Annotated in this window: 17 protein-coding genes; 2 read left to right on the forward strand and 15 right to left on the reverse strand. The window is 76.0% G+C overall.

Translation table 11 applies throughout. The features are described from left to right. Positions 1-4: 4 nt before the first annotated feature. Complete coding sequence (locus O2W20_RS20055; protein ID WP_269173385.1) at positions 5-679, reverse strand: hypothetical protein; 675 nt, start codon at positions 677-679, stop codon at positions 5-7. A 19-nt stretch (positions 680-698) separates the two neighbouring features. Here O2W20_RS20055 and O2W20_RS20060 point away from each other — a divergent pair, with 19 nt between their 5' ends. Further along, positions 699-968, forward strand: coding sequence for a hypothetical protein (locus O2W20_RS20060; protein WP_269173386.1), 270 nt, complete (start codon positions 699-701; stop codon positions 966-968). A gap of 116 nt (positions 969-1084) precedes the next feature. On the opposite strand, the gene eutC is transcribed toward O2W20_RS20060, so the two are convergent. The 4 genes from eutC to O2W20_RS20080 form a co-directional block, all read right to left on the reverse strand. Then, positions 1085-1858 carry an ethanolamine ammonia-lyase subunit EutC gene (eutC, locus tag O2W20_RS20065; protein WP_269173387.1) on the reverse strand — a complete coding sequence of 258 codons (774 nt, stop codon included), beginning with the start codon at positions 1856-1858 and terminating at the stop codon, positions 1085-1087. Then, positions 1855-3267 (reverse strand): ethanolamine ammonia-lyase subunit EutB, encoded by a 1413-nt coding sequence (locus O2W20_RS20070; protein WP_269173388.1) that lies wholly within the window; start codon positions 3265-3267, stop codon positions 1855-1857. The genes eutC and O2W20_RS20070 overlap by 4 nt, the downstream gene beginning before the upstream one ends. Then, positions 3264-4727 (reverse strand): ethanolamine permease, encoded by a 1464-nt coding sequence (gene eat / locus O2W20_RS20075; protein WP_269173389.1) that lies wholly within the window; start codon positions 4725-4727, stop codon positions 3264-3266. The genes O2W20_RS20070 and eat overlap by 4 nt, the downstream gene beginning before the upstream one ends. Before the next feature lie 125 nt (positions 4728-4852). Beyond that, on the reverse strand, positions 4853-6265 hold the full coding sequence (locus O2W20_RS20080) for an MFS transporter (RefSeq protein WP_269173390.1): 1413 nt from the start codon (positions 6263-6265) through the stop codon (positions 4853-4855). A 218-nt stretch (positions 6266-6483) separates the two neighbouring features. Here O2W20_RS20080 and O2W20_RS20085 point away from each other — a divergent pair, with 218 nt between their 5' ends. Further along, the gene (locus O2W20_RS20085) at positions 6484-7443 is read left to right on the forward strand and encodes a hypothetical protein (RefSeq protein WP_269173391.1); all 960 of its coding nucleotides are present in this window, start codon (positions 6484-6486) and stop codon (positions 7441-7443) included. 4 nt (positions 7444-7447) lie between these two features. Here O2W20_RS20085 and O2W20_RS20090 read toward each other — a convergent pair whose 3' ends face one another. The 10 genes from O2W20_RS20090 to O2W20_RS20130 form a co-directional block, all read right to left on the reverse strand. Continuing rightward, positions 7448-8050, reverse strand: a complete 603-nt coding sequence (locus tag O2W20_RS20090; RefSeq protein WP_269173392.1) for a TIGR03086 family metal-binding protein — start codon at positions 8048-8050, stop codon at positions 7448-7450. 32 nt (positions 8051-8082) lie between these two features. Next, complete coding sequence (locus tag O2W20_RS20095; RefSeq protein WP_269173393.1) at positions 8083-8730, reverse strand: response regulator; 648 nt, start codon at positions 8728-8730, stop codon at positions 8083-8085. Further along, positions 8727-9977, reverse strand: a complete 1251-nt coding sequence (locus tag O2W20_RS20100; protein WP_269173394.1) for a sensor histidine kinase — start codon at positions 9975-9977, stop codon at positions 8727-8729. The genes O2W20_RS20095 and O2W20_RS20100 overlap by 4 nt, the downstream gene beginning before the upstream one ends. A gap of 77 nt (positions 9978-10054) precedes the next feature. After that, positions 10055-11257 carry a hypothetical protein gene (locus O2W20_RS20105; protein WP_269173395.1) on the reverse strand — a complete coding sequence of 401 codons (1203 nt, stop codon included), beginning with the start codon at positions 11255-11257 and terminating at the stop codon, positions 10055-10057. Positions 11258-11389: 132 nt separating this feature from the next. Beyond that, positions 11390-11803 (reverse strand): hypothetical protein, encoded by a 414-nt coding sequence (locus O2W20_RS20110; RefSeq protein ID WP_269173396.1) that lies wholly within the window; start codon positions 11801-11803, stop codon positions 11390-11392. Beyond that, the gene (locus O2W20_RS20115) at positions 11800-11946 is read right to left on the reverse strand and encodes a hypothetical protein (protein ID WP_036337061.1); all 147 of its coding nucleotides are present in this window, start codon (positions 11944-11946) and stop codon (positions 11800-11802) included. Before O2W20_RS20115 ends, O2W20_RS20110 begins: the two co-directional genes overlap by 4 nt. A gap of 20 nt (positions 11947-11966) precedes the next feature. Next, a complete protein-coding gene (locus tag O2W20_RS20120) occupies positions 11967-12956 on the reverse strand; it encodes a siderophore-interacting protein (protein WP_269173397.1) in 990 nt (329 codons plus the stop codon). Positions 12957-13067: 111 nt separating this feature from the next. After that, entirely contained in the window at positions 13068-13217 is a 150-nt protein-coding gene (locus O2W20_RS20125; RefSeq protein WP_269173398.1) for a DUF559 domain-containing protein, read from the reverse strand. After that, on the reverse strand, positions 13214-13591 hold the full coding sequence (locus O2W20_RS22830) for a hypothetical protein (RefSeq protein WP_442928953.1): 378 nt from the start codon (positions 13589-13591) through the stop codon (positions 13214-13216). The genes O2W20_RS20125 and O2W20_RS22830 overlap by 4 nt, the downstream gene beginning before the upstream one ends. After that, entirely contained in the window at positions 13519-16980 is a 3462-nt protein-coding gene (locus tag O2W20_RS20130) for a TM0106 family RecB-like putative nuclease (protein WP_269173399.1), read from the reverse strand. Before O2W20_RS20130 ends, O2W20_RS22830 begins: the two co-directional genes overlap by 73 nt. Between the last annotated feature and the right edge of the window lie 14 nt (positions 16981-16994).

Consider the following 16994-nt stretch of genomic DNA (forward strand, 5'->3'; position numbering starts at 1 on the left):
GCCCTCAGTCGCAGGGCGGCCCCTCCGGGACGTCGACCTGGATCTCCGGGCCCAGCTCGGCGTCGACCAGCGGCAGGTCGTCGCCGGACCAGAAGCTGCCCGGGTCGTAGGCGTTGAGCGGCCGGTTCTTCGGCAGCAGGCCCATCGCCGTGTAGGTGGTGGCGACCAGCTCGGCGCAGAACACCGTGTCGTTCGTCTGGTGCCGGCGCAGCTTGCCGTTGACCCAGCCGTGGGCCAGGTGCCGGGTGGTGGGGAACGGCTTGCCGTCGAGCCGCGCGATGGTGCGCAGCACGGCGTCCTCCATCTCCCGTGGCACCCCGCCGTCGTCGGCCGGGCCGACCAGCTGGCGCAGCCAGGCCTGCTGGCCGTACCGCTTCTTCCAGACGCAGACCGCGTCGGACAGGTCGTGCAGCTGGACCCCGCGCTGGTGGCGGCCGGACCACACGTCGGCCAGGGAGTGCCCCAGCTCGGCGTGCCAGAGCAACGGCGGCAGGTCGTCGAGGACGACGGCCATGCCCACGTGGTTGACCGGGGCGTTGGTGACCGTCCGGATGGCCCGGTCGGCCAGCGAACTGCCCCGGAAGACCCAGACGTCGCCGGTCCGGGTGAGCTCGACGGCGTCGTGCAGCGGCAGGACGCGGGCGGACGAGGCGCGGGACACAGCGCGGGAGTGAGCCACACCACTACCGTATCGGCTCATGCGCCTCTCGAAGCTGCTCGGAGTCGCCGGGATCGTCGGCGTTGCCGCGACCGGCACCGTCCTGCTCCGCCACGAACGCCACCGCCGGTCCTACACACCGGAGGAGGTGCGCGCCCGGCTGCAAGGCCGGGTGGCGGAGGTCGCGACCGCCGATGCCGACCCGGACCTCGTCCCGGACTGGCCGGCCGAGGTGGAGCGGCCGCAGCGGCACCCGATGGAGGCGCTGCTGTCCACCGTGATGAAGATCGGCCCCCTGCGACGCATCTGACGAAGGACCCTCTCTCCCCCCACCCCTCGCACGCTCGGGGCGGGGGCCTGAGAGAGGGCCGCCGGAGGCTCGTGCTCTGGTGCACTGGTGCAGCCAGAGCACGAGCGGCCGCAGGGCTACCCCGCGCCCGGGAGGAGCGCCGCCCCCTCGTCCTTGAGGACGACGCCGGAGGCCCCGAGCTGGCGGGACGCCTGGAGCAACGCGACCAGGGTGTCAGCGGCCTGGGCGTAGCCGAGGCCGTGCGGTGGGCGGACGTTGGAGATGCAGTTCCGCTCGGAGTCCGCTCGCCCCGGCCGCGGCCCGTGGGTCAGGTACAGGCCGAGACTGTCGGCGGAGCTCAGCCCCGGCCGCTCCCCCACCAGGACGACGACGATCCCGGCACCCAGCGCCTCGCCCACCGGATCGCCGAGGGCCACCCGCGCCTGCTGCGCGAGGACGAGCGGGGCGACCGACCACCCGGGCAGCCGGTCCAGCACCGCTGCCACCGTGCCGGCCGCGTGCTCGTGCACGGCCCGCGGGGACAGCCCGTCGGCGAGCACCAGCGCCAGGTCGTACGTGCCGGCGGGCAGCTGGGTGTCCGGGGCGAGCCGCCGCCCCAGGTCCGGCCGCTGCAGGTAGGTGGTCCGATCGGGGGCCTGGCTGTGCACCTCCAGCACGTCGAGCCCGACCCCGGCCCCGGTCAGCGCCGTCCGCACCAGGTCGGCGTCCAGGGCGGTGTGCACCGCGTCGCGGGCGGCCGCGTGCGCGGCGCGGAACTCCAGCTCCCGGGACGTCGGCAGCCCGTCCCCGGCCCGGCCCAGCGCCACCCGCGCCCGGGTCGCGTCCCGCAGCACCGCCCACGGGTCGTCCGAGGGGCCAAGATCGCGACTTTGGCCCTGGAGGTCGGTCATGGGCGGGCGGCGGCGAGGAGGGCGCGGGCCGCGGGCGCCTCGGGGGTCAGCTCGCGGACGTGGCCGTCGTCGTCGAGCAGGTCCATCATCGCCAGCCACGCCTCGAACTCCGGCGCGGGCCGCAGGTCGAGCACCGACCGGGCGGTGAGCACGTCGGTGAACGACAGCGACTGGTAGTGCAGCATCACGTCGTCCGAGCCCGGGACGGCGATGACGAACGAGCAGCCCGCCGCCCCCAGCAGCAGGGTGAGGGTGTCGGTGTCGTCGCCGTCGACGTCGGTGTGGTTCGTGTAGCAGACGTCCACGCCCATCGGCAGGCCCAGCAGCTTGCCGCAGAAGTGGTCCTCCAGCCCCGCCCGGATCACCTGCTTGCCGTCGTAGAGGTACTCCGGGCCGATGAACCCGACGACGGTGTTGACCAGCAGCGGGTCGAAGTGCCGGGCCACCCCGTAGGCGCGGCACTCCAGCGTCTGCTGATCGACCGGGCCGTCGACGCCGTGGTGCGCGTCGGCCGACAGCGCCGAGCCCTGCCCGGTCTCGAAGTAGGTGACGTTGGCCCCCACCGTCCCCCGGCCCAGCTCCAGCGCCCCCGCCCGGGCCTCGGCGAGCAGGTCGAGGGTGACGCCGAAGCCGCGGTTGCCGGCCTGGGTGCCGGCGACCGACTGGAAGACCAGGTCGACCGGCGCGCCGGCCTCCAGCGCCCGCAGCGTGGTGGTCACGTGCGCGAGGACGCAGGACTGGGTGGGGATCTCGTAGCGGCTGATCACCGCGCCGACCAGCTCCAGCAGCGCGATCGTCTGCGCCGGTGAGTCGGTGGCCGGGTTGATCCCGATGACGGCGTCCCCGCAGCCGTGCAGCAGTCCGTCCAGGATCGAGGCGGTCACCCCGACGGCGTCGTCGGTGGGGTGGTTGGGCTGCAGCCGGGACGCCAGCCGGCCGGGCAGCCCGAGCGTGCTGCGCAGGCCGGTGACCACCCTGGTCCGGCGGGCGACCGCGATCAGGTCGGCGTTGCGCATCACCTTGGACACCGCCGCCACCATCTCCGGGGTGAGCCCGCGGGCCAGGGAGGAGATCGCCGCCTCGTCCCGCTCGGCCGCCCGGGCCAGCAGCCAGTCGCGGAACCCACCGACCGTGAGCGCGGCGACGGGGGCGAAGGCGGCCGGGTCGTGGGTGTCCAGGATCAGCCGGGTCACGTCGTCCTCCTCGTAGCCGACCACCGGCTCGGTGAGGAAGGTGGCCAGCGGGACGTCGGCGAGCACGTGCTGCGCGGCCACCCGCTGGGCCTGCGACTCCGCGGCGACCCCGGCCAGGACGTCCCCGGAACGCGCCGGGGTGGCCTTGGCCAGGACGTCGGTGAGCGAGCGGAACTCGTGGGTGTGCCCGCCCAGCGTCGTCCGGCGGACGGTCATCGCACGTCCTCCTCCGCGGCGGCCAGCAGCGCGAACTCCTCCTCGGGTGCGGAGGCGACCAGGTGGTGTCGGCTGTAGAGCGCGAAGTACCCGAGGAACACCGCGTACGCCGCCAGCGTCCAGCCCGCGGCGACCGGGTCGACCAGGAAGGTCGCCAGCACCGCCGCGGCGGCGAGCACCAGGGCCACGCCAGTGGTGACCGTGCCGCCGGGCGTGCGGTAGGGCCGGGGCAGGTCGGGCTCACGACGGCGCAGCACGATGTGGCTGACCATCATCAGCACGTAGGAGACCGTGGCCCCGAAGACGGCCATGTTCAGCAGCATCGCGCCCTGGCCGGTCAGGGAGAGCACGAAGCCGATCGCGCCGGGGACCAGCAGGGCCAGCACCGGCGCCTTGCGGGAGTTGGTCACCGACAGGGCGCGGGGCAGGTAGCCGGCGCGGGAGAGCGCGAACGTCTGCCGGGAGTAGGCGTAGATGATCGAGAAGAAGCTGGCGACCAGGCCGACCAGGCCGGCGTAGTTGATCACCGTGGTGAGCCCGCTGGAGGCCCCGGCGACCTCGAGCGCCTCCACCGGCGGGTTCCCGCTGGCCGACATCGCCTCCGAGCCGCCGGCGCCGGCGGTGAACACCAGCATCAGCAACGCCAGGACCAGCAGCAGGCCCATCGCGGCGACGATCCCCCGGGGCATGCTCCGCGCCGGGTCCTTGGCCTCCTCGGACGCCAGCGGCACGCACTCCACCGCCAGGAAGAACCAGATGGCGAACGGGAAGGCCGCCCAGATGCCCATCACGCCGAACGGCAGGAACTCCGAGGCGCCGGCGGCGTCGGTGGGCGCGATGTCGGTCAGGTTGGCCGCGTCGAAGGCGGGGACCGCCCCGACCAGGTAGAGCACCAGGCCGGCGACGGCCACCGCGGCGATCACCAGCATCACCTTCAGGGCCTCGCCGACACCCAGCAGGTGGATGCCGATGAACAGGCCGTAGGCGGCGAGGTACACCCACCAGCCGTCGGTGATGCCGAACAGGCCCAGCGACTCGACGTAGGCGCCGATGAAGGTGGCGATCGCCGCGGGTGCGATCGCGTACTCGATCAGCACGGCCACGCCGGTCGCGTAACCGCCCCACGGCCCCAGGGCCCGGCGGGCGAAGGTGTAGCCGCCCCCGGCGGTCGGCAGCGCTGAACCCAGCTCGGCCAGGCCGAAGACCATCGCCGAGTACATGACCGCCATCAGGACGACGGCGATCAGCAGCCCGCCGAAGCCGCCCTCGGCCAGCCCGAAGTTCCAGCCGGCGTAGTCGCCGGAGATGACCGCGGCGACGCCGAGGCCGGCCAGCAGCACCCAGCCGGCGGTGCCGCCGCGGAGCTGCCGCTTCTCCAGGTAGCCGGCGTCGACCGCCTCCGCCTCGACCCCCCGGCCCGGTCCGTGCGCTGGTCGGGCGGCTGCGGGCTCGACGGTCATCTGCGGTCCTCCGGCTCGGCACCCCGTGATCAGGTGCGGGCCAGCGTGTCCCCCTCGCCCCCGCCGGTCAACGGGGTGCGACGTGCTGGAACACGTTGTTCACACCCGGCCCCGCTGGGTCCCGGTCAGCCGACCTCGAGCAGCTGCAGGTCCCGCACGTAGCTGCAGGCGCCGACGTTCACCCGGGCCGCGGCCGGGCGCAGCACCACGCCGACCGGGCGCAACACGACCGCCACCGGACGCCGGCCGAAGAGCACCGGGTAGGTCCGGCCCCGCCAGGGCAGCACCGGGCGCCGGACCTGCTCGCCCTCGATGCCGAGCACCAGCACCGCGGCCAGCACCGCCATCAGCGCCACCGTGCCCAGCGCGGCGGGCAGCCCGGCGTGCTCGGCGAGGAAGCCGATCACCGGCGGACCACCGAGCAGGCCGGTGTACCCGACCGTGGTGGACAGCGCGACGCCCGAGGGCCCGCCGAGGGCACCGGCCCGGGCGATGGCCAGCGGGAAGACGTTGGCCAGCCCGAGACCGACGACCACGAAGCCCGCCAGCGCGACCGGCAGCGACGTCGTCGTCACCGCGGTCAGCGCGCCGGCCGCGGCCAGCAGTGACCCGCCGACCAGCAGCTGCCGCTCACCCAGGGCGAGGACGAGCCGCCCACCGGCCAGCCGGCCGGCGGCCATCGCCGAGGAGAAGCCGGCGTACCCGGCCGCCGCCAGGGCGGGGGCCGCGGCGAGCTGCTCGCGCAGGTGCAGTGCGCCCCAGTCGCTCAGCGCGCCCTCGCCGTAGGCGGTCGCCCCGGCCACCGCACCCAGCAGCACCAGGACGCCGGTGGGACGGGGGCCGGGTGCGCCGCCGGTGTCCGGGGCCAGCGGGTCGGCCGTCGGCAGGGGCCGGGGCGCGTCGCCGCGGACGAGCACCGGTCCGGCCCAGGCCATCGCGACCAGGCCGACGACCGCCACGGCGGCCAGGTGCGGCGCGACCCCCATCACGGCGGAGGCCAGCCCGCCGACGAGGGCACCCACCAGGCCGCCGCCGCTGAAGGCGGCGTGCAGCCCGGACAGCAGCGGTCGCCCGGCGCGCGCCTCGACCTCCACGCCGACGCTGTTGGCGGCGACGTTCACCGCACCGGTGACGGCGCCGAACAGGAACAGCCCGGCGCACAGGGCCGGGACCGTGCCGGCCAGCCCGGGCAGGACGGCGCTCACGCTCGCCGCCACGCCGGCCAGCGCCGCCAGCCGTCCGGTGCCGAGCCGGGCACACAGCGCTCCGGTGACCTGCATGCAGGCGAGCGCGCCGAGCGACAGGCACAACAGCGCGACGCCCAGGGCGGTGTGGCCGGCGCCGGTGGCGGCGCTGACGTCCGGGACCCGGGCGGCCCAGCTGCCGAAGACGAAGCCGTCGAGGCCGAAGAGGAGGGCGACGGCGACCCGCAGCCGGCGCAGGGAGGGTGGTGCGGACGGTGGGAGGGCTCGGGCGAACGCCGAACGGAGCCGGCCCGGAGACGGGGCAGGGGGACGGGTGGGCACAGAGATGTCCATGGAAGACCTTCGGGGAGTGGGCGCGCAGCACCGCGGAACGGCTGGCGGGGGTCGGGGAGCACACGACCTCGGGCGCTGGGTTCCACGGTGCCACTCGGACGTGCGCAATGTGTGTCCATCCGGTGTCCAGACGGCGTGAGAGCGCGCACGGTGTCGCAACGCACGTCCCGCCCGCCTCTGCGGTTGCCGGACCGGCGCCGGGGATCGAGGGTCAGGACATGACCGGGACCTTCGCTCGTGGGCTGCTCGCCGGCGCCGCCGGCACGACCGCCCTCAACGCCCTCACCTACGTCGACATGCTGCGCCGCGGCCGCCCCGCCAGCACCGTGCCGGACCGGACCGCCGCCGCGCTCGCCGATGCTGCCGGCGTGAGGCTGCCGGGCAGGGGCGCGGCGCGGGAGGCCCGGACCACCGGCCTCGGTGCGCTGCTGGGGATCGGCAACGGCCTGGGCGTCGGCGTGCTGGCCAGCCTGGTCCGCGCCGGCGGGGTGCGGATGCCCGGACCGGTCGGCGCGGTCGTCACCGGCGCCGCCGCCATGGCGGCCACCGACGGCCCGACGGCCGCGCTGGGCGTGACCGATCCGCGCACCTGGACGGCCTCGGCCTGGGCGGCCGACGCGGTGCCCCACCTCGCCTACGGCGCCGCGGTGCAGGCCGTCGTCTCCGCGCTGCCGACGCGGAAGGAGCGGGTCCTGGTCAAGCAGCGCGCGTCGGCCGGGCTGGTCGCCAGGTCACTGCTGCTCGGTACGGCGGCCGGGTGCCGCAGTTCCCTCGGGCTGGCCGCGCCGACGCTCACCGCCGCCGACACCGGCGTCGTCAAGAAGCTGGGCTCCCTGCTCTCCGTGGGCGGCGAGGTCTACGCCGACAAGCAGCCGGGCATCCCGCCGCGGACCAGTCCTGCGGTCCTCCCCGCACGTCTGGCCAGCGGGGCCGGCGGCGCCGCGCTCCTGGCCCGGCGTCAGGGGCAGAACGCGGCGCTGCCAGTGGTGGCCGGGGCCGCCGGTGCCGCCGCCGGTTCCTTCGGCGGCCTGGCCTGGCGGCGCTGGGCAGGGGACCTGATGCCGGACTGGCAGGCCGCGGTGATCGAGGACGGCGTCGCCGTGGTCCTGTCCCTCGCTGCCTGCCTGCCCGGACGCCGGCGCTCCACCCGGCTGCGCGTGGTCAAGGTCCTCGACTGATCGGTCAGGCTCGCCAGCCGGGGTCCCGGCCGGCGAGCCCGAGCGCCCGCTCGAAGGCGGGGGCGTCGGCCGGCACGGTCACTGCGGGCCCGTACCAGCCGCCGTCCCGGCCCATCGGCGTCAACGGCTCGACCGCCGCCAGCACGGCCTCTCCCAGCTCGGCCGGGACGTCGTAGGGCGCGCCGACCGCACGGGCCAAGTCCCAGCCGTGCAGCGCGAACTCGGCGAGCATGAGCGGGCCGACGACGCCGGCGGGCATCGGGGTGGTGCCCAGCAGCGTCTCCCCCTCCCAGGCGGCCGGGTCGGCCCAGGCGTCGGCCGCGGTGTCCAGCTCGACGGGGACGGCGCCGGCCCACTGCTCGACCGGGACGCCGTCCAGGAACGGGGCCGGCCGCAGGCTGGTCCCGTCGTGCTCCAGCGGCATGCCGGTCGCGGCCCGCTGGGACAGCAGGGCGGCCCAGGCCAGGTGGTCGACCAGGGCGCGGACGTCGTAGTCGCCGCACGGCGTGGGTGCGGTGAGCTGCTGGGGGCGGACGGAGCCGAGCGCGGTCGCGGCCAGGTCCGAGGCGGCGCGCACCGCGGCCGGCGGCCTGAGGGGGGAGGTCATGCAGGCAGCCTGCACCGTGACCGCTCAGCGGCTCACCCGGGGACGAAGCCCGAGCGGTAGGCGAGCACCACGGCCTGCGTCCGGTCCCGGGTCCCGGTCTTGGCGAGCACCCCGGCGACGTGGGTGCGGACCGTCTCCACCCCCAGGAACAGCTGCCCGGCGATCTCGGCGTTGCTCAGCCCCTGGGCCATCAGCCCGAGCACCTGGCGCTCCCGTTCGGTCAGCCGTGCCAGCCCCGGCGCAGCGACCCGGTCCGCGACGCCCACGTGTCGGCGGGCCAGTTCCCGGATGGCGTCGGGGAAGAGCAGCGACTCCCCCCGGGCCACCGTCCGGATGCCGTGCAGCACCTCCTCGGGCGTCGACCGCTTCAGCAGGAACCCGTCGGCGCCGGCGGCCAGCGCAGCGAAGACGTGGTCGTCGTTGGAGAAGGTCGTGAGCACCAGCACCCGGGTGGGCGAGCCGGCCCGCACCAGCGCCCGGGTGGCGGCGATCCCGTCCAGCCGGGGCATCCGCACGTCCATCAGGACGACGTCCGGCGAGGTGCGCCCGACGAGATCCAGCACGTCGGCGCCGTCCCCGGCCTCCCCGACCACCGACAGGTCCGGCTCAGCTCCGATCACGGCGGCCAGGCCGCGGCGGATCATCGGCTCGTCGTCGACCAGCGCCACCCGGACGGTCACCGGACCGCGCTCCGGGCGTGTACCGGCAGCCGGACGGCGAGCTGCCACCGGCCGTCGGCGGCGACGCCGGCCCGCACCTCGCCCCGGAGGTCGCGCACCCGTTCCCGCACGCCGCGCAACCCGCGCCCACCGCCGGACCCGGCGGCCGCGGCGCCCGGCCCGGTGTTGGCCAGCACCAGCTCGAGGTCGTCGCCGGCGGCGTCGACCACCAGCCCGCAGGCGGTGTCCGGGGCGTACCGCAGCACGTTGGTCAGCCCCTCCTGCACGATCCGGTAGGCCTCCCGGGAGACCAGCGCCGGCAGGCCCTCGACCACACCCCGGACCTCCACCGAGACCGCCGCACCGGCGGCCCGGGCGGTCCCGACCAGCTCGGCCAGGTCGCGCAGGTCGGGGGCCGGGGCGACGTCGGCGGCGGCCTGTTCCTCCTCGCGCAGCAGGCCGAGCACGTGGTCCAGGTCGACCAGTGCCCGCCGCGTGGCGTCCTCCGTCGCCCGGATGGCCTCCTCTGCGGCCACCGGGTCGCGGGTGAGCAACCGGCGGGCGGCGCCGGCCTGCACGCTGGCCAGGCTCAGCGCGTGTCCGACGCTGTCGTGCAGCTCGCGGGCCAGCCGGTCCCGGCCGGTCAGCACCGACACCGAGGCCTCGGCCGCAGCCAGCCGCTCGGCCGTGGAGCCGGTCAGCAGCCGGGGGGCGACCGCGGCCAGGCCCCGGCCGAGGAGCTCCCCGCCGGCCACGACGAGCAGCAGCAGGCCGGCGGCCAGCCCGACCCGGGCCGGCCATCCAGCGGGCACGGCCATCCCCAGCAGGTCTTCCGCCCCCGCGCCGCCCGGCACGGCCACCAGCACCACCGCGGACGGCACACCGATGACCAGCAGGGCACCGGCGACCGTGCCGGCCAGCACGTGCAGGGCCAGCAGCAGGGCGGTGCGGGCCCGCTGCGGCGCGGTGCCCGACGGCCCGGGGCGGTCGGTGAACCCACGGGCCAGCAGCCCACCGACCGCGACCGCCTCCACCGGCCGGACCTCGGCGAGCGCGCCGACGGCGACGACCGGGGCGGCCACCAGCAACGCCACGAGCACCCCGATCAGCACCGCCGGCAGGCCGGACGTGGCGATCACCTGCACCGGCCAGGCCAGCACGATCCCGACCGCCACCCCGATGGCCCCGCCCAGCAGCAGGTAGAGCCAGCGGTGCAGCGACTGGGCCACCGTCCGCCGAACCACCTCTCGAGCCACCTCTCGAGCCATGTGGCCATCCTCTCCAGCCGGACAAGACCCGGACGACGCCCGCGCCACCCGATCGGCGCGGGCGTCGAGGGCCCCGGTCAGTCGCGCACCGACAGCGCCGCCTCGCCCTGCCCGCAGGTGGCGCACGTGCCCCGGCGCCGGAACGCGTACCCGGTCACCGCCGCGGCCAGCGCCAGCCCCCAGGGGAGCGTCGGGAAGACCAGGACCAGAGCGGCGTCGCCCAGGTCGCCGGCCAGCAGCCGCTCCACCGCCATCGCCAGGAACGCCGGGCTGGCTGCCAGCAGGGCCACGGCGACCAGTCCGCCGGCCAGCACGGGGATCCGCACCGGCACCGGCCGGCCGTGCAGCCCGGGCACCCACCGCGGCCAGACCTCACCCCACGGCCGGATCAGCCCGAGGGTGAGCAGCGCTCCACCGAGGGCGGCGAAGCCCAGGCCCAGCCCGAACAACCGCATCTGTGGCTCCAGCACCCCATCGGTGGGCATGCCCAGCGGCCACGGGGTCAGCCAGGTCATCCGCAGCAGGGCGTACGGCAGCGGACCGGCCACGGCGATCCAGGTGGCCACGGTCCCCCAGCGCCGGGCCGCGTCCGGCCGGGTCCACGCGGCACCGGGGCGCCCGCAGACCGCGCACCGGCCGGTCGCCGACCGCCGCAGCAGCATCGCGGTGGTGCCCCAGATCGTGGCGCCGGCCAGCAGCAGCGCCAGGTGCAGGTGCGGCATCGCGTGCTCGGCGAAACCGGAGCCCAGCTCGCCGGCGAGGTCGGTGACCGTGGCCGGCCGCAGCAGCCCGGCGGCCATCCCGGCGGCGACCACCGCAGCCACCCCGATCAGCCACGGCCGGGTGCGCCGGTCCCGCGCCGCCCCGACGGTGAAGACCACCAGGAAGGTGGCCGGGCCGACGATCGCGGCCAGGTAGCCCAGCAGCACCAGCGAGCCGAGGTCCGTGGCGAGCACGCCGAGGACCGCAGCCTGCACCGCCATGGCGGCCACCAGCAGGGGCGATCCGTCCCGCCGGCGGGTCAGCAGGCCGAGGAGCAGGCCGGCGCCGGAGAGCGCCAGCACGGTCCACGCCGTGGACGTGCGATCGAGCAGGGAGAGCACGCCGTACCGCTCGTCGGCGTCCAGTCCGGGCCAGGTGCCCGGGTCCAGCAGCCAGCGCAGGGCCAGCAGTGCGTGCAGCACGCTCCAACCGACGCCGGCGGCCAGCAGCCGGCGGACCGTGGGCGTGCTGGAGCCGACCGCATGGGCTGGGGCGGCGGGTGCGGGGGCGAGGGTCACGGTGGACCTCCGGATCAGCGGCCCGGGTGGGTCCCGGGGTCACCGTCCAGCGTCGTGAGCGCGCTCGACCACCGGCTCCCCCGCTCGGGGGACGTGCCTCCGCCGTGCGGGTGGCCCAGCCGTGCGGGTGGCTCAGCCCCCGCCGGGGTCGGCCGCTCGGTCGGCCGCGGCCAGCAGCCAGCCGGGCCCGGCGATCCGGGCGACGGCGGGGAGCCGGTCGCGCAGCCCGCGATCGGCGGTGACCACCAGCAGGTCGTCGTCGCCGTCGGCGAGGTCGGCGGCGGTCTCGGCCAGCGCGTCGTCGCCACTCCCGGGCGCCCGGACCACCCGTAGGCCGGCTGGGCCCGCGACGTCCCGGGCCTGTCCCTCGACCACCGCGACCAGTGCGGTCACCGGTACCGGCTCGCCGTCGGGCCCGGCCAGCTCCCGGCCGGGCAGCACGGCCAGCTGCTCCAGCAGCCGGGCGGTGGCGCCGGCCCGGTCACGCCACCAGCCGTCGGGCCGGGACCCGACGGTGTTGGCGACGTCGACCAGCAGGACCGTCATCGTCGTCGGGACGCGCCGAGCACCGCGGTGGCGACGAAGAAGAGCAGGCCGACGATGGCGAGCCAGAACAGGCCCTCCACGATCACGCCGACCACGGTCACGGCGACCCAGACGAGGAGCAGCAGGAGCAGGAGACGGAGCACGGGTCTGACGGTAGCGAGGGTCAGCTGCCCTCGGCTGCGCCCAGCCGCCAGTAGCCCATGAAGGCCACCGAGGTGCGCGGCACACCGAGGTCGCGGACCAGGCGGCGGCGCAGCTTCTTGACCATGCCCGCCTCCCCGGCCAGCCAGGCGTAACAGCCGTCGGCGCCGCCCTCGTCGGGGACCTCCCAGAGGACGCCGCCCGCCAGGTCGACGTCCTCGAGCTCCTGCCCGGCGGTGCGGGCGGCCACGCCGAGCTCGCAGAGGGCGGTGTGCACCGCCGTGCCGAGCGCCTCGCCAGGCGCGCGGCCCCCGCGGACGAGCCAGCGGACCTCCACCCCCGGCGGCACGGCGAGCGACAGCACGTCCCGGGCCTCGGGGACCTCGAGCACGGCGATGGCGCGCCGGCCGGCGGGGAGCGCCTCCACGATCGCGCTGATCGCCGGGACGGCGGTCTCGTCCCCGGCCAGGAACAGGGGGCCGTCGGCCGGTGGGGCCCACTCGACTCCCCAGGGTCGGCCGGACTCGGCCCGGCTGGGTCGGGGCCGGTCGGGGCCCAGCACGACGATCGGGTCGCCGGGGACGGCGGCGGCGGCCCAGCTGGCGGCCGGGCCGGAGTGGCCCTCCTCGACCCCGTGCAGGACGACGTCGACGTCCAGCTCGCCGAGCTCCGGGCGGGCGGCGCGCACGGTGTAGGTGCGGAGGTACGGACGGCGTTCGTCGGGGAGCGCGCAGTAGTCCTGGTACCAGGTCGGGCCGTCGGTGAGCAGATCGGTGACCGGGGCGCCGTCCCGGGAGAGCACCAGCTTGATCCGCTGATCGTCACCGGCCGCGCCGAAGCCGGTGAGCTCCGGGCCGCGGAGGGTGAGGCGCAGGAAGCTGGGGCTCAGCCGCTGGACGCGCCCCACGGTGGCGCTGAAGAAGCGGTAGCTCGGTGCGGCGACCGCCGGTTGCGGCTCGGTGAGGTTCTCGAGAACCGCCGTTCCGGCACGTCCGGTCACCGCCGTGGACATCGCTTCTCCCGCGCTCGTCGTGACCGGCTCGTGCGCAACCGGACGATGGTGAGGCTAGCCTAACCAGGCCATCGAGGGAATGGCTTGGCGGCAACGGCTGCCCGCAGCGGCTCATCGAACGGGCGCCGCTCGCCCCAGCGCCGCACATATCGCGTCGGCCACCGACTCCGGGTCCTCGTGCTCCCAGAAGCGCAGGACCCGCCACCCCAGCTCGGTCAGCACCGCGTCGGTGCGCCGGTCACGGGCGACGTTGGCGGTCAACTTCGCCGCCCATCGGCCTCTCTGCAGGGGCCCGCCGCGAGCTTGCGAGCGGTGGGGGGCAGAGAGGTCCTTCGACCGTCGATGAAGACGACGAGGCGCCGGCCCTTCCACACCAGGTCACCGCGGGCACGGGTCGCCCGGCAGGGCCGGACGTCGACCCGGTATCGGACGCCGCGGGCGTGCAGCCGCCGGCGGACGGCGAGCTCCGGAGCGGTGTCCCGCCTCCCCTGCCGGCGGAACCGGGCCCGCACCGGAGCCGACGAGGCGGCCGGGGCGCGCCGGAGGTCGAGCGCCGCCGTGCTCACACCTGGGCGACGGCCGGGGCCGGTGGCGCGGGCCGGGCCGCCGCGGTGGCGATCTCGACCAGCCGGCACAGGCCGTTGACCAGCCGCAGCTGCTCCGGCGTCTGCACCGGCGAGGTGAGCAGCGCCGGGCTGCCGACCAGGTAGGCGACGGTCTTCGCCCGGGACAGCGCGACGTTCAGCCGGTGCCGGTCGAGCAGGAAGTCCAGCCGCCGGGGCACGTGAGCACCACTGGAGGCGGCCAGGGTGAAGACCGCCACCGCCGCCTCCCGGCCCTGGAACTTGTCGACCGTGCCGACCTCCACCTCGCCCAGCCCGACTGCGGCGAGTGCGCTGCGCACCTGGTTGACCTGCGCGTTGTACGGCGTGACGACCAGGACGTCGGCCGGCCCCATCACCCGCTCGACCCCGCCGGTCCGCCAGCTGCGGCCCATCAGCCCGGCGACGAGCTCGGCGACGACGGCCGCCTCCTCCGGGGAGGCGGAGCCGTTGCCCTCGTGCACCACCGGCACCCAGCAGATCCCGGCCGGCGCCGCCCACCGGGCCGGGGCGTCGAGCTCGTTGTCGGCCGTGACCGGCGCCGGCTGCAGCTCCCCGCCGTAGGACAGCCCGGAGACCACCCGGCACAGCGCCGGCGCCATCCGCCAGCTGCGGTCCAGGAATACCCCCCGGTCGGGGGTGAGCACCTCGTGCTCGCCGAGCACGTGCTGCAGTGCGGAGACGTCCGCCCCGTCGGGATGGATCCCCCGGCCTGGCTGGCGGAGCTGCTGCGGGTCACCGAGCAGCACCAGGTTGGTCGCGGCCCGGCTCACCGCCAGGGTGTTGGCCAGGGACAGCTGCCCGGCCTCGTCGACGACGAGCACGTCCAGCCGGCCGGCCAGCTCCGGGCGGGCGAACAGCCACGAGGTGCCGGCCACCAGGTCGACGTCACCGCCGTCGAGTGCGTCGACGACCTGCCCGTTGGAGCCGACGCACTGCACGTCGACGTCGCCGCACCGCTGCAGCTCGTCGGCCTTCTGCAGCGCCCGGACCGGCACCCCGGCCTCGCGGGCGGCCGCCATCACCGCATCGAGCAGGTTGCCGATCACCTTGTGGCTGGAGGCGGTCACCCCCACCCGCTTGCCGGCGCGGACCAGGTCGACGACCGCGCGTGCCCCGGTGTAGGTCTTGCCGGCTCCCGGCGGGCCCTGGACCGCGAGCACCCCGCCGTCGAGCAGTCCGGCCAGCCGGCGCACCGCGGCCGCCGACTCCTCTCCCGGCTCGCGCTGCGGCGCCGCGGCGAGCAGCCGCGGCGGTCGGCGCAGCAACAGGTCGCGGGCCGACCGCGCAGGGCCCGCAGCGTCGATGCCGCTGACCGCGACCTGCTCACCGAGGTCGGTGAGCGCGGCCCGGAACAGCTTGTCGCTCGGTGGCGAGGTGGGCAGCAGCCCGGTCGGGTGCTCGAGTGCGGCGGCCGCGCCGCGCGCCAGCACCACCCAGCCGGCGGTCGGGTCGATGTCGACGACCGAACTGGTCAGCCGCTTCCCGTCCGGGTCGGGCAACAGGTGCTCGTACCGGTTGCCGGCCGACACCTTGGTCTCCTGCGGCGGGAAGCGGTAGCGCCAGTGCTGCGACCGCTGGGCCGCACCGACCAGCTCGGGGGCCTCCAGCGGGCCCAGGGCCGGGGTCTCCCGCTCCAGGTCGTCGGCCGCGAGGTCGCGCAGCCGGAAGTACTCCCACCAGGCCGAGCGGGCCTCCCGGGCGTGCCACCCCAGTTGCTGGGCCAGCAGCCAGGTGGCCTCCTGCTCCGGGGTCCGGTCGGTGTCGGGCAGCCCGGCGGTCAGCCGGAGCTCCAGCTCCTCGCGCAGCTCCTGGGCCGCGGCGTTCTCGGCGGAGCCGTCCGGGTCGCCGTCCTCCGGCCGGCCCAGCCGCGCGCCCGAGGCGAGCAGCTCGGTGCGCCGGGCCTCCAGCCAGTCGCGCAGCTCCCGGGTGGAGACGCAGTCGTCGCGGTTGTAGGCCTCGATCTGGTCGAGCAGCGCCTGGTCGCGGGTGGCGAGCCAGCGCTCGAAGGCGACGATGCTCTCCCCGGCGTCGGACACGTCGGCGCCGTGCACGCGGGTGTGCCCGCGGTAGTAGTCCTCGACCTGCTTGATCGAGTACGACTCCTTGCTCAGCCGCAGGCCCTGGCGCACCACGGCGTAGAGGTCGACGAGCACGTCGGCCCGCAGCAGCCGGTCGACCTCGGCCTCCCGGGTCTGCAACCGGGCCGACAGCGTCTTGAGCCGGGTCGGCTCGTAGGGCGCGTAGTGGAAGACGTGCATCGCCGGGTCGGCGGCATGGGCCGCGGTCAGGTGGTCGACCAGCGCCTCGAACGCGAGACGTTCGGCAGCGGACTGGTCGTCAGCGGCCGGGTCGCAGCCCCAGAAGGCGGTGAACTCCCCGGCGGTGTCCAGGACCCCCCACAGGTACTCCAGCCCGGCATCGCCGGCGAACGGATCGCCCTCGATGTCGAAGAACAGGTCGCCGGCGCTCGGCGGCGGCAGCAGTTCGAAGCCGTGCCCCGGCTCGCGCGGCAGGAACTCGTAGCTCGGCAGCCCGGTCTCGCGCTCGGCCACCTGCAGTCGCGCCTGCTGGGCGAGCCGCTCCCGCGAGCTGCGGCCGATGGCGTCGGGCAGCTCGTCGGGGGCGCGGGTGGCCAGCGCGGTGACGGTCGGGACACCGGCCTCGACCAGCGCGGTCGCGTGGTCGCGGCGCATGAAGGCCACGAGGGACAGCGAGTCCTCCTCGCGCCAGCGCGCCGTGCAGGTCTCCCGCCAGGGGCAGACGCCGCAGTGCGCGTTCGGGTACGGCGGCGCCAGCTCCACGTCAGCGAGCCGGGAGAGGAACCGGGTGCGGGCGGCCCGGGTGTAGGCCTCCGCGTCGGAGTACCGGAAGACCAGTTCCTGCTGGTCGCCGGTGACCACGGTGAGCAGCTCGGGCGGCACGCCCTGCAGCCCGGCCAGGAGGTCGCCGTACAGCGCCATCTGCAGCAGGGCCGGCACCTTGATCCGGCGGGCGAGCTTCGTGTCGGCGACGTCGTAGGCCCAGGCCCCCAGGTCGCTGACCCGGTCGGTGCGCTTGAGCAGGAAGTCGGCGTGCCCGCGCCAGGTGCCGTCGAAGAAGGTGGCCTGGTAGACGACGTCCGCGCCGGCGCGCATGGCGGCGAGCGTCTCGTCCTGAGCGCGACGCAGCCCGGCGGCGTCCTTGCCCGACGGCCCGATGACCTCCACGACGGACAGGCCCCGGTCGCGCAGCCGCTGCACGTGCCGCTCCTCGTGCGCCATGCCGTGGGCAGCGACCAGCTCGGTCATCGGATCGACCGCCGGCGGGCGGCTGCGGGCGCCGCGGGCGACCTCGAGGGAGAGCCGGGTGAGGTGCTCGCACTCGATGAAGCCGGTCAGGTCACTGGCACTGACCACCAGCGCGCCGTCGGACTCGTACACCGTTGCCCCCGTCC

The sequence above is a fragment of the Modestobacter sp. VKM Ac-2982 genome (genome assembly GCF_026967935.1).
In the GTDB taxonomy this organism is placed as follows: Bacteria; Actinomycetota; Actinomycetes; order Mycobacteriales; family Geodermatophilaceae; genus Modestobacter.

Bases quoted from the DNA above. Each gene is read 5' to 3' on its own strand.
- O2W20_RS20110 (WP_269173396.1), bottom strand. From the start codon at position 11,803: ATGACGGTCCTGCTGGTCGACGTCGCCAACACCGTCGGGTCCCGGCCC.
- O2W20_RS20080 (WP_269173390.1), bottom strand. From the start codon at position 6,265: ATGGACATCTCTGTGCCCACCCGTCCCCCTGCCCCGTCTCCGGGCCGG.
- O2W20_RS20060 (WP_269173386.1), top strand. From the start codon at position 699: ATGCGCCTCTCGAAGCTGCTCGGAGTCGCCGGGATCGTCGGCGTTGCC.
- O2W20_RS20090 (WP_269173392.1), bottom strand. From the start codon at position 8,050: ATGACCTCCCCCCTCAGGCCGCCGGCCGCGGTGCGCGCCGCCTCGGAC.
- O2W20_RS20070 (WP_269173388.1), bottom strand. From the start codon at position 3,267: ATGACCGTCCGCCGGACGACGCTGGGCGGGCACACCCACGAGTTCCGC.
- O2W20_RS20100 (WP_269173394.1), bottom strand. From the start codon at position 9,977: ATGGCTCGAGAGGTGGCTCGAGAGGTGGTTCGGCGGACGGTGGCCCAG.
- O2W20_RS20085 (WP_269173391.1), top strand. From the start codon at position 6,484: ATGACCGGGACCTTCGCTCGTGGGCTGCTCGCCGGCGCCGCCGGCACG.
- eat (WP_269173389.1), bottom strand. From the start codon at position 4,727: ATGACCGTCGAGCCCGCAGCCGCCCGACCAGCGCACGGACCGGGCCGG.
- eutC (WP_269173387.1), bottom strand. From the start codon at position 1,858: ATGACCGACCTCCAGGGCCAAAGTCGCGATCTTGGCCCCTCGGACGAC.
- O2W20_RS20120 (WP_269173397.1), bottom strand. From the start codon at position 12,956: ATGTCCACGGCGGTGACCGGACGTGCCGGAACGGCGGTTCTCGAGAAC.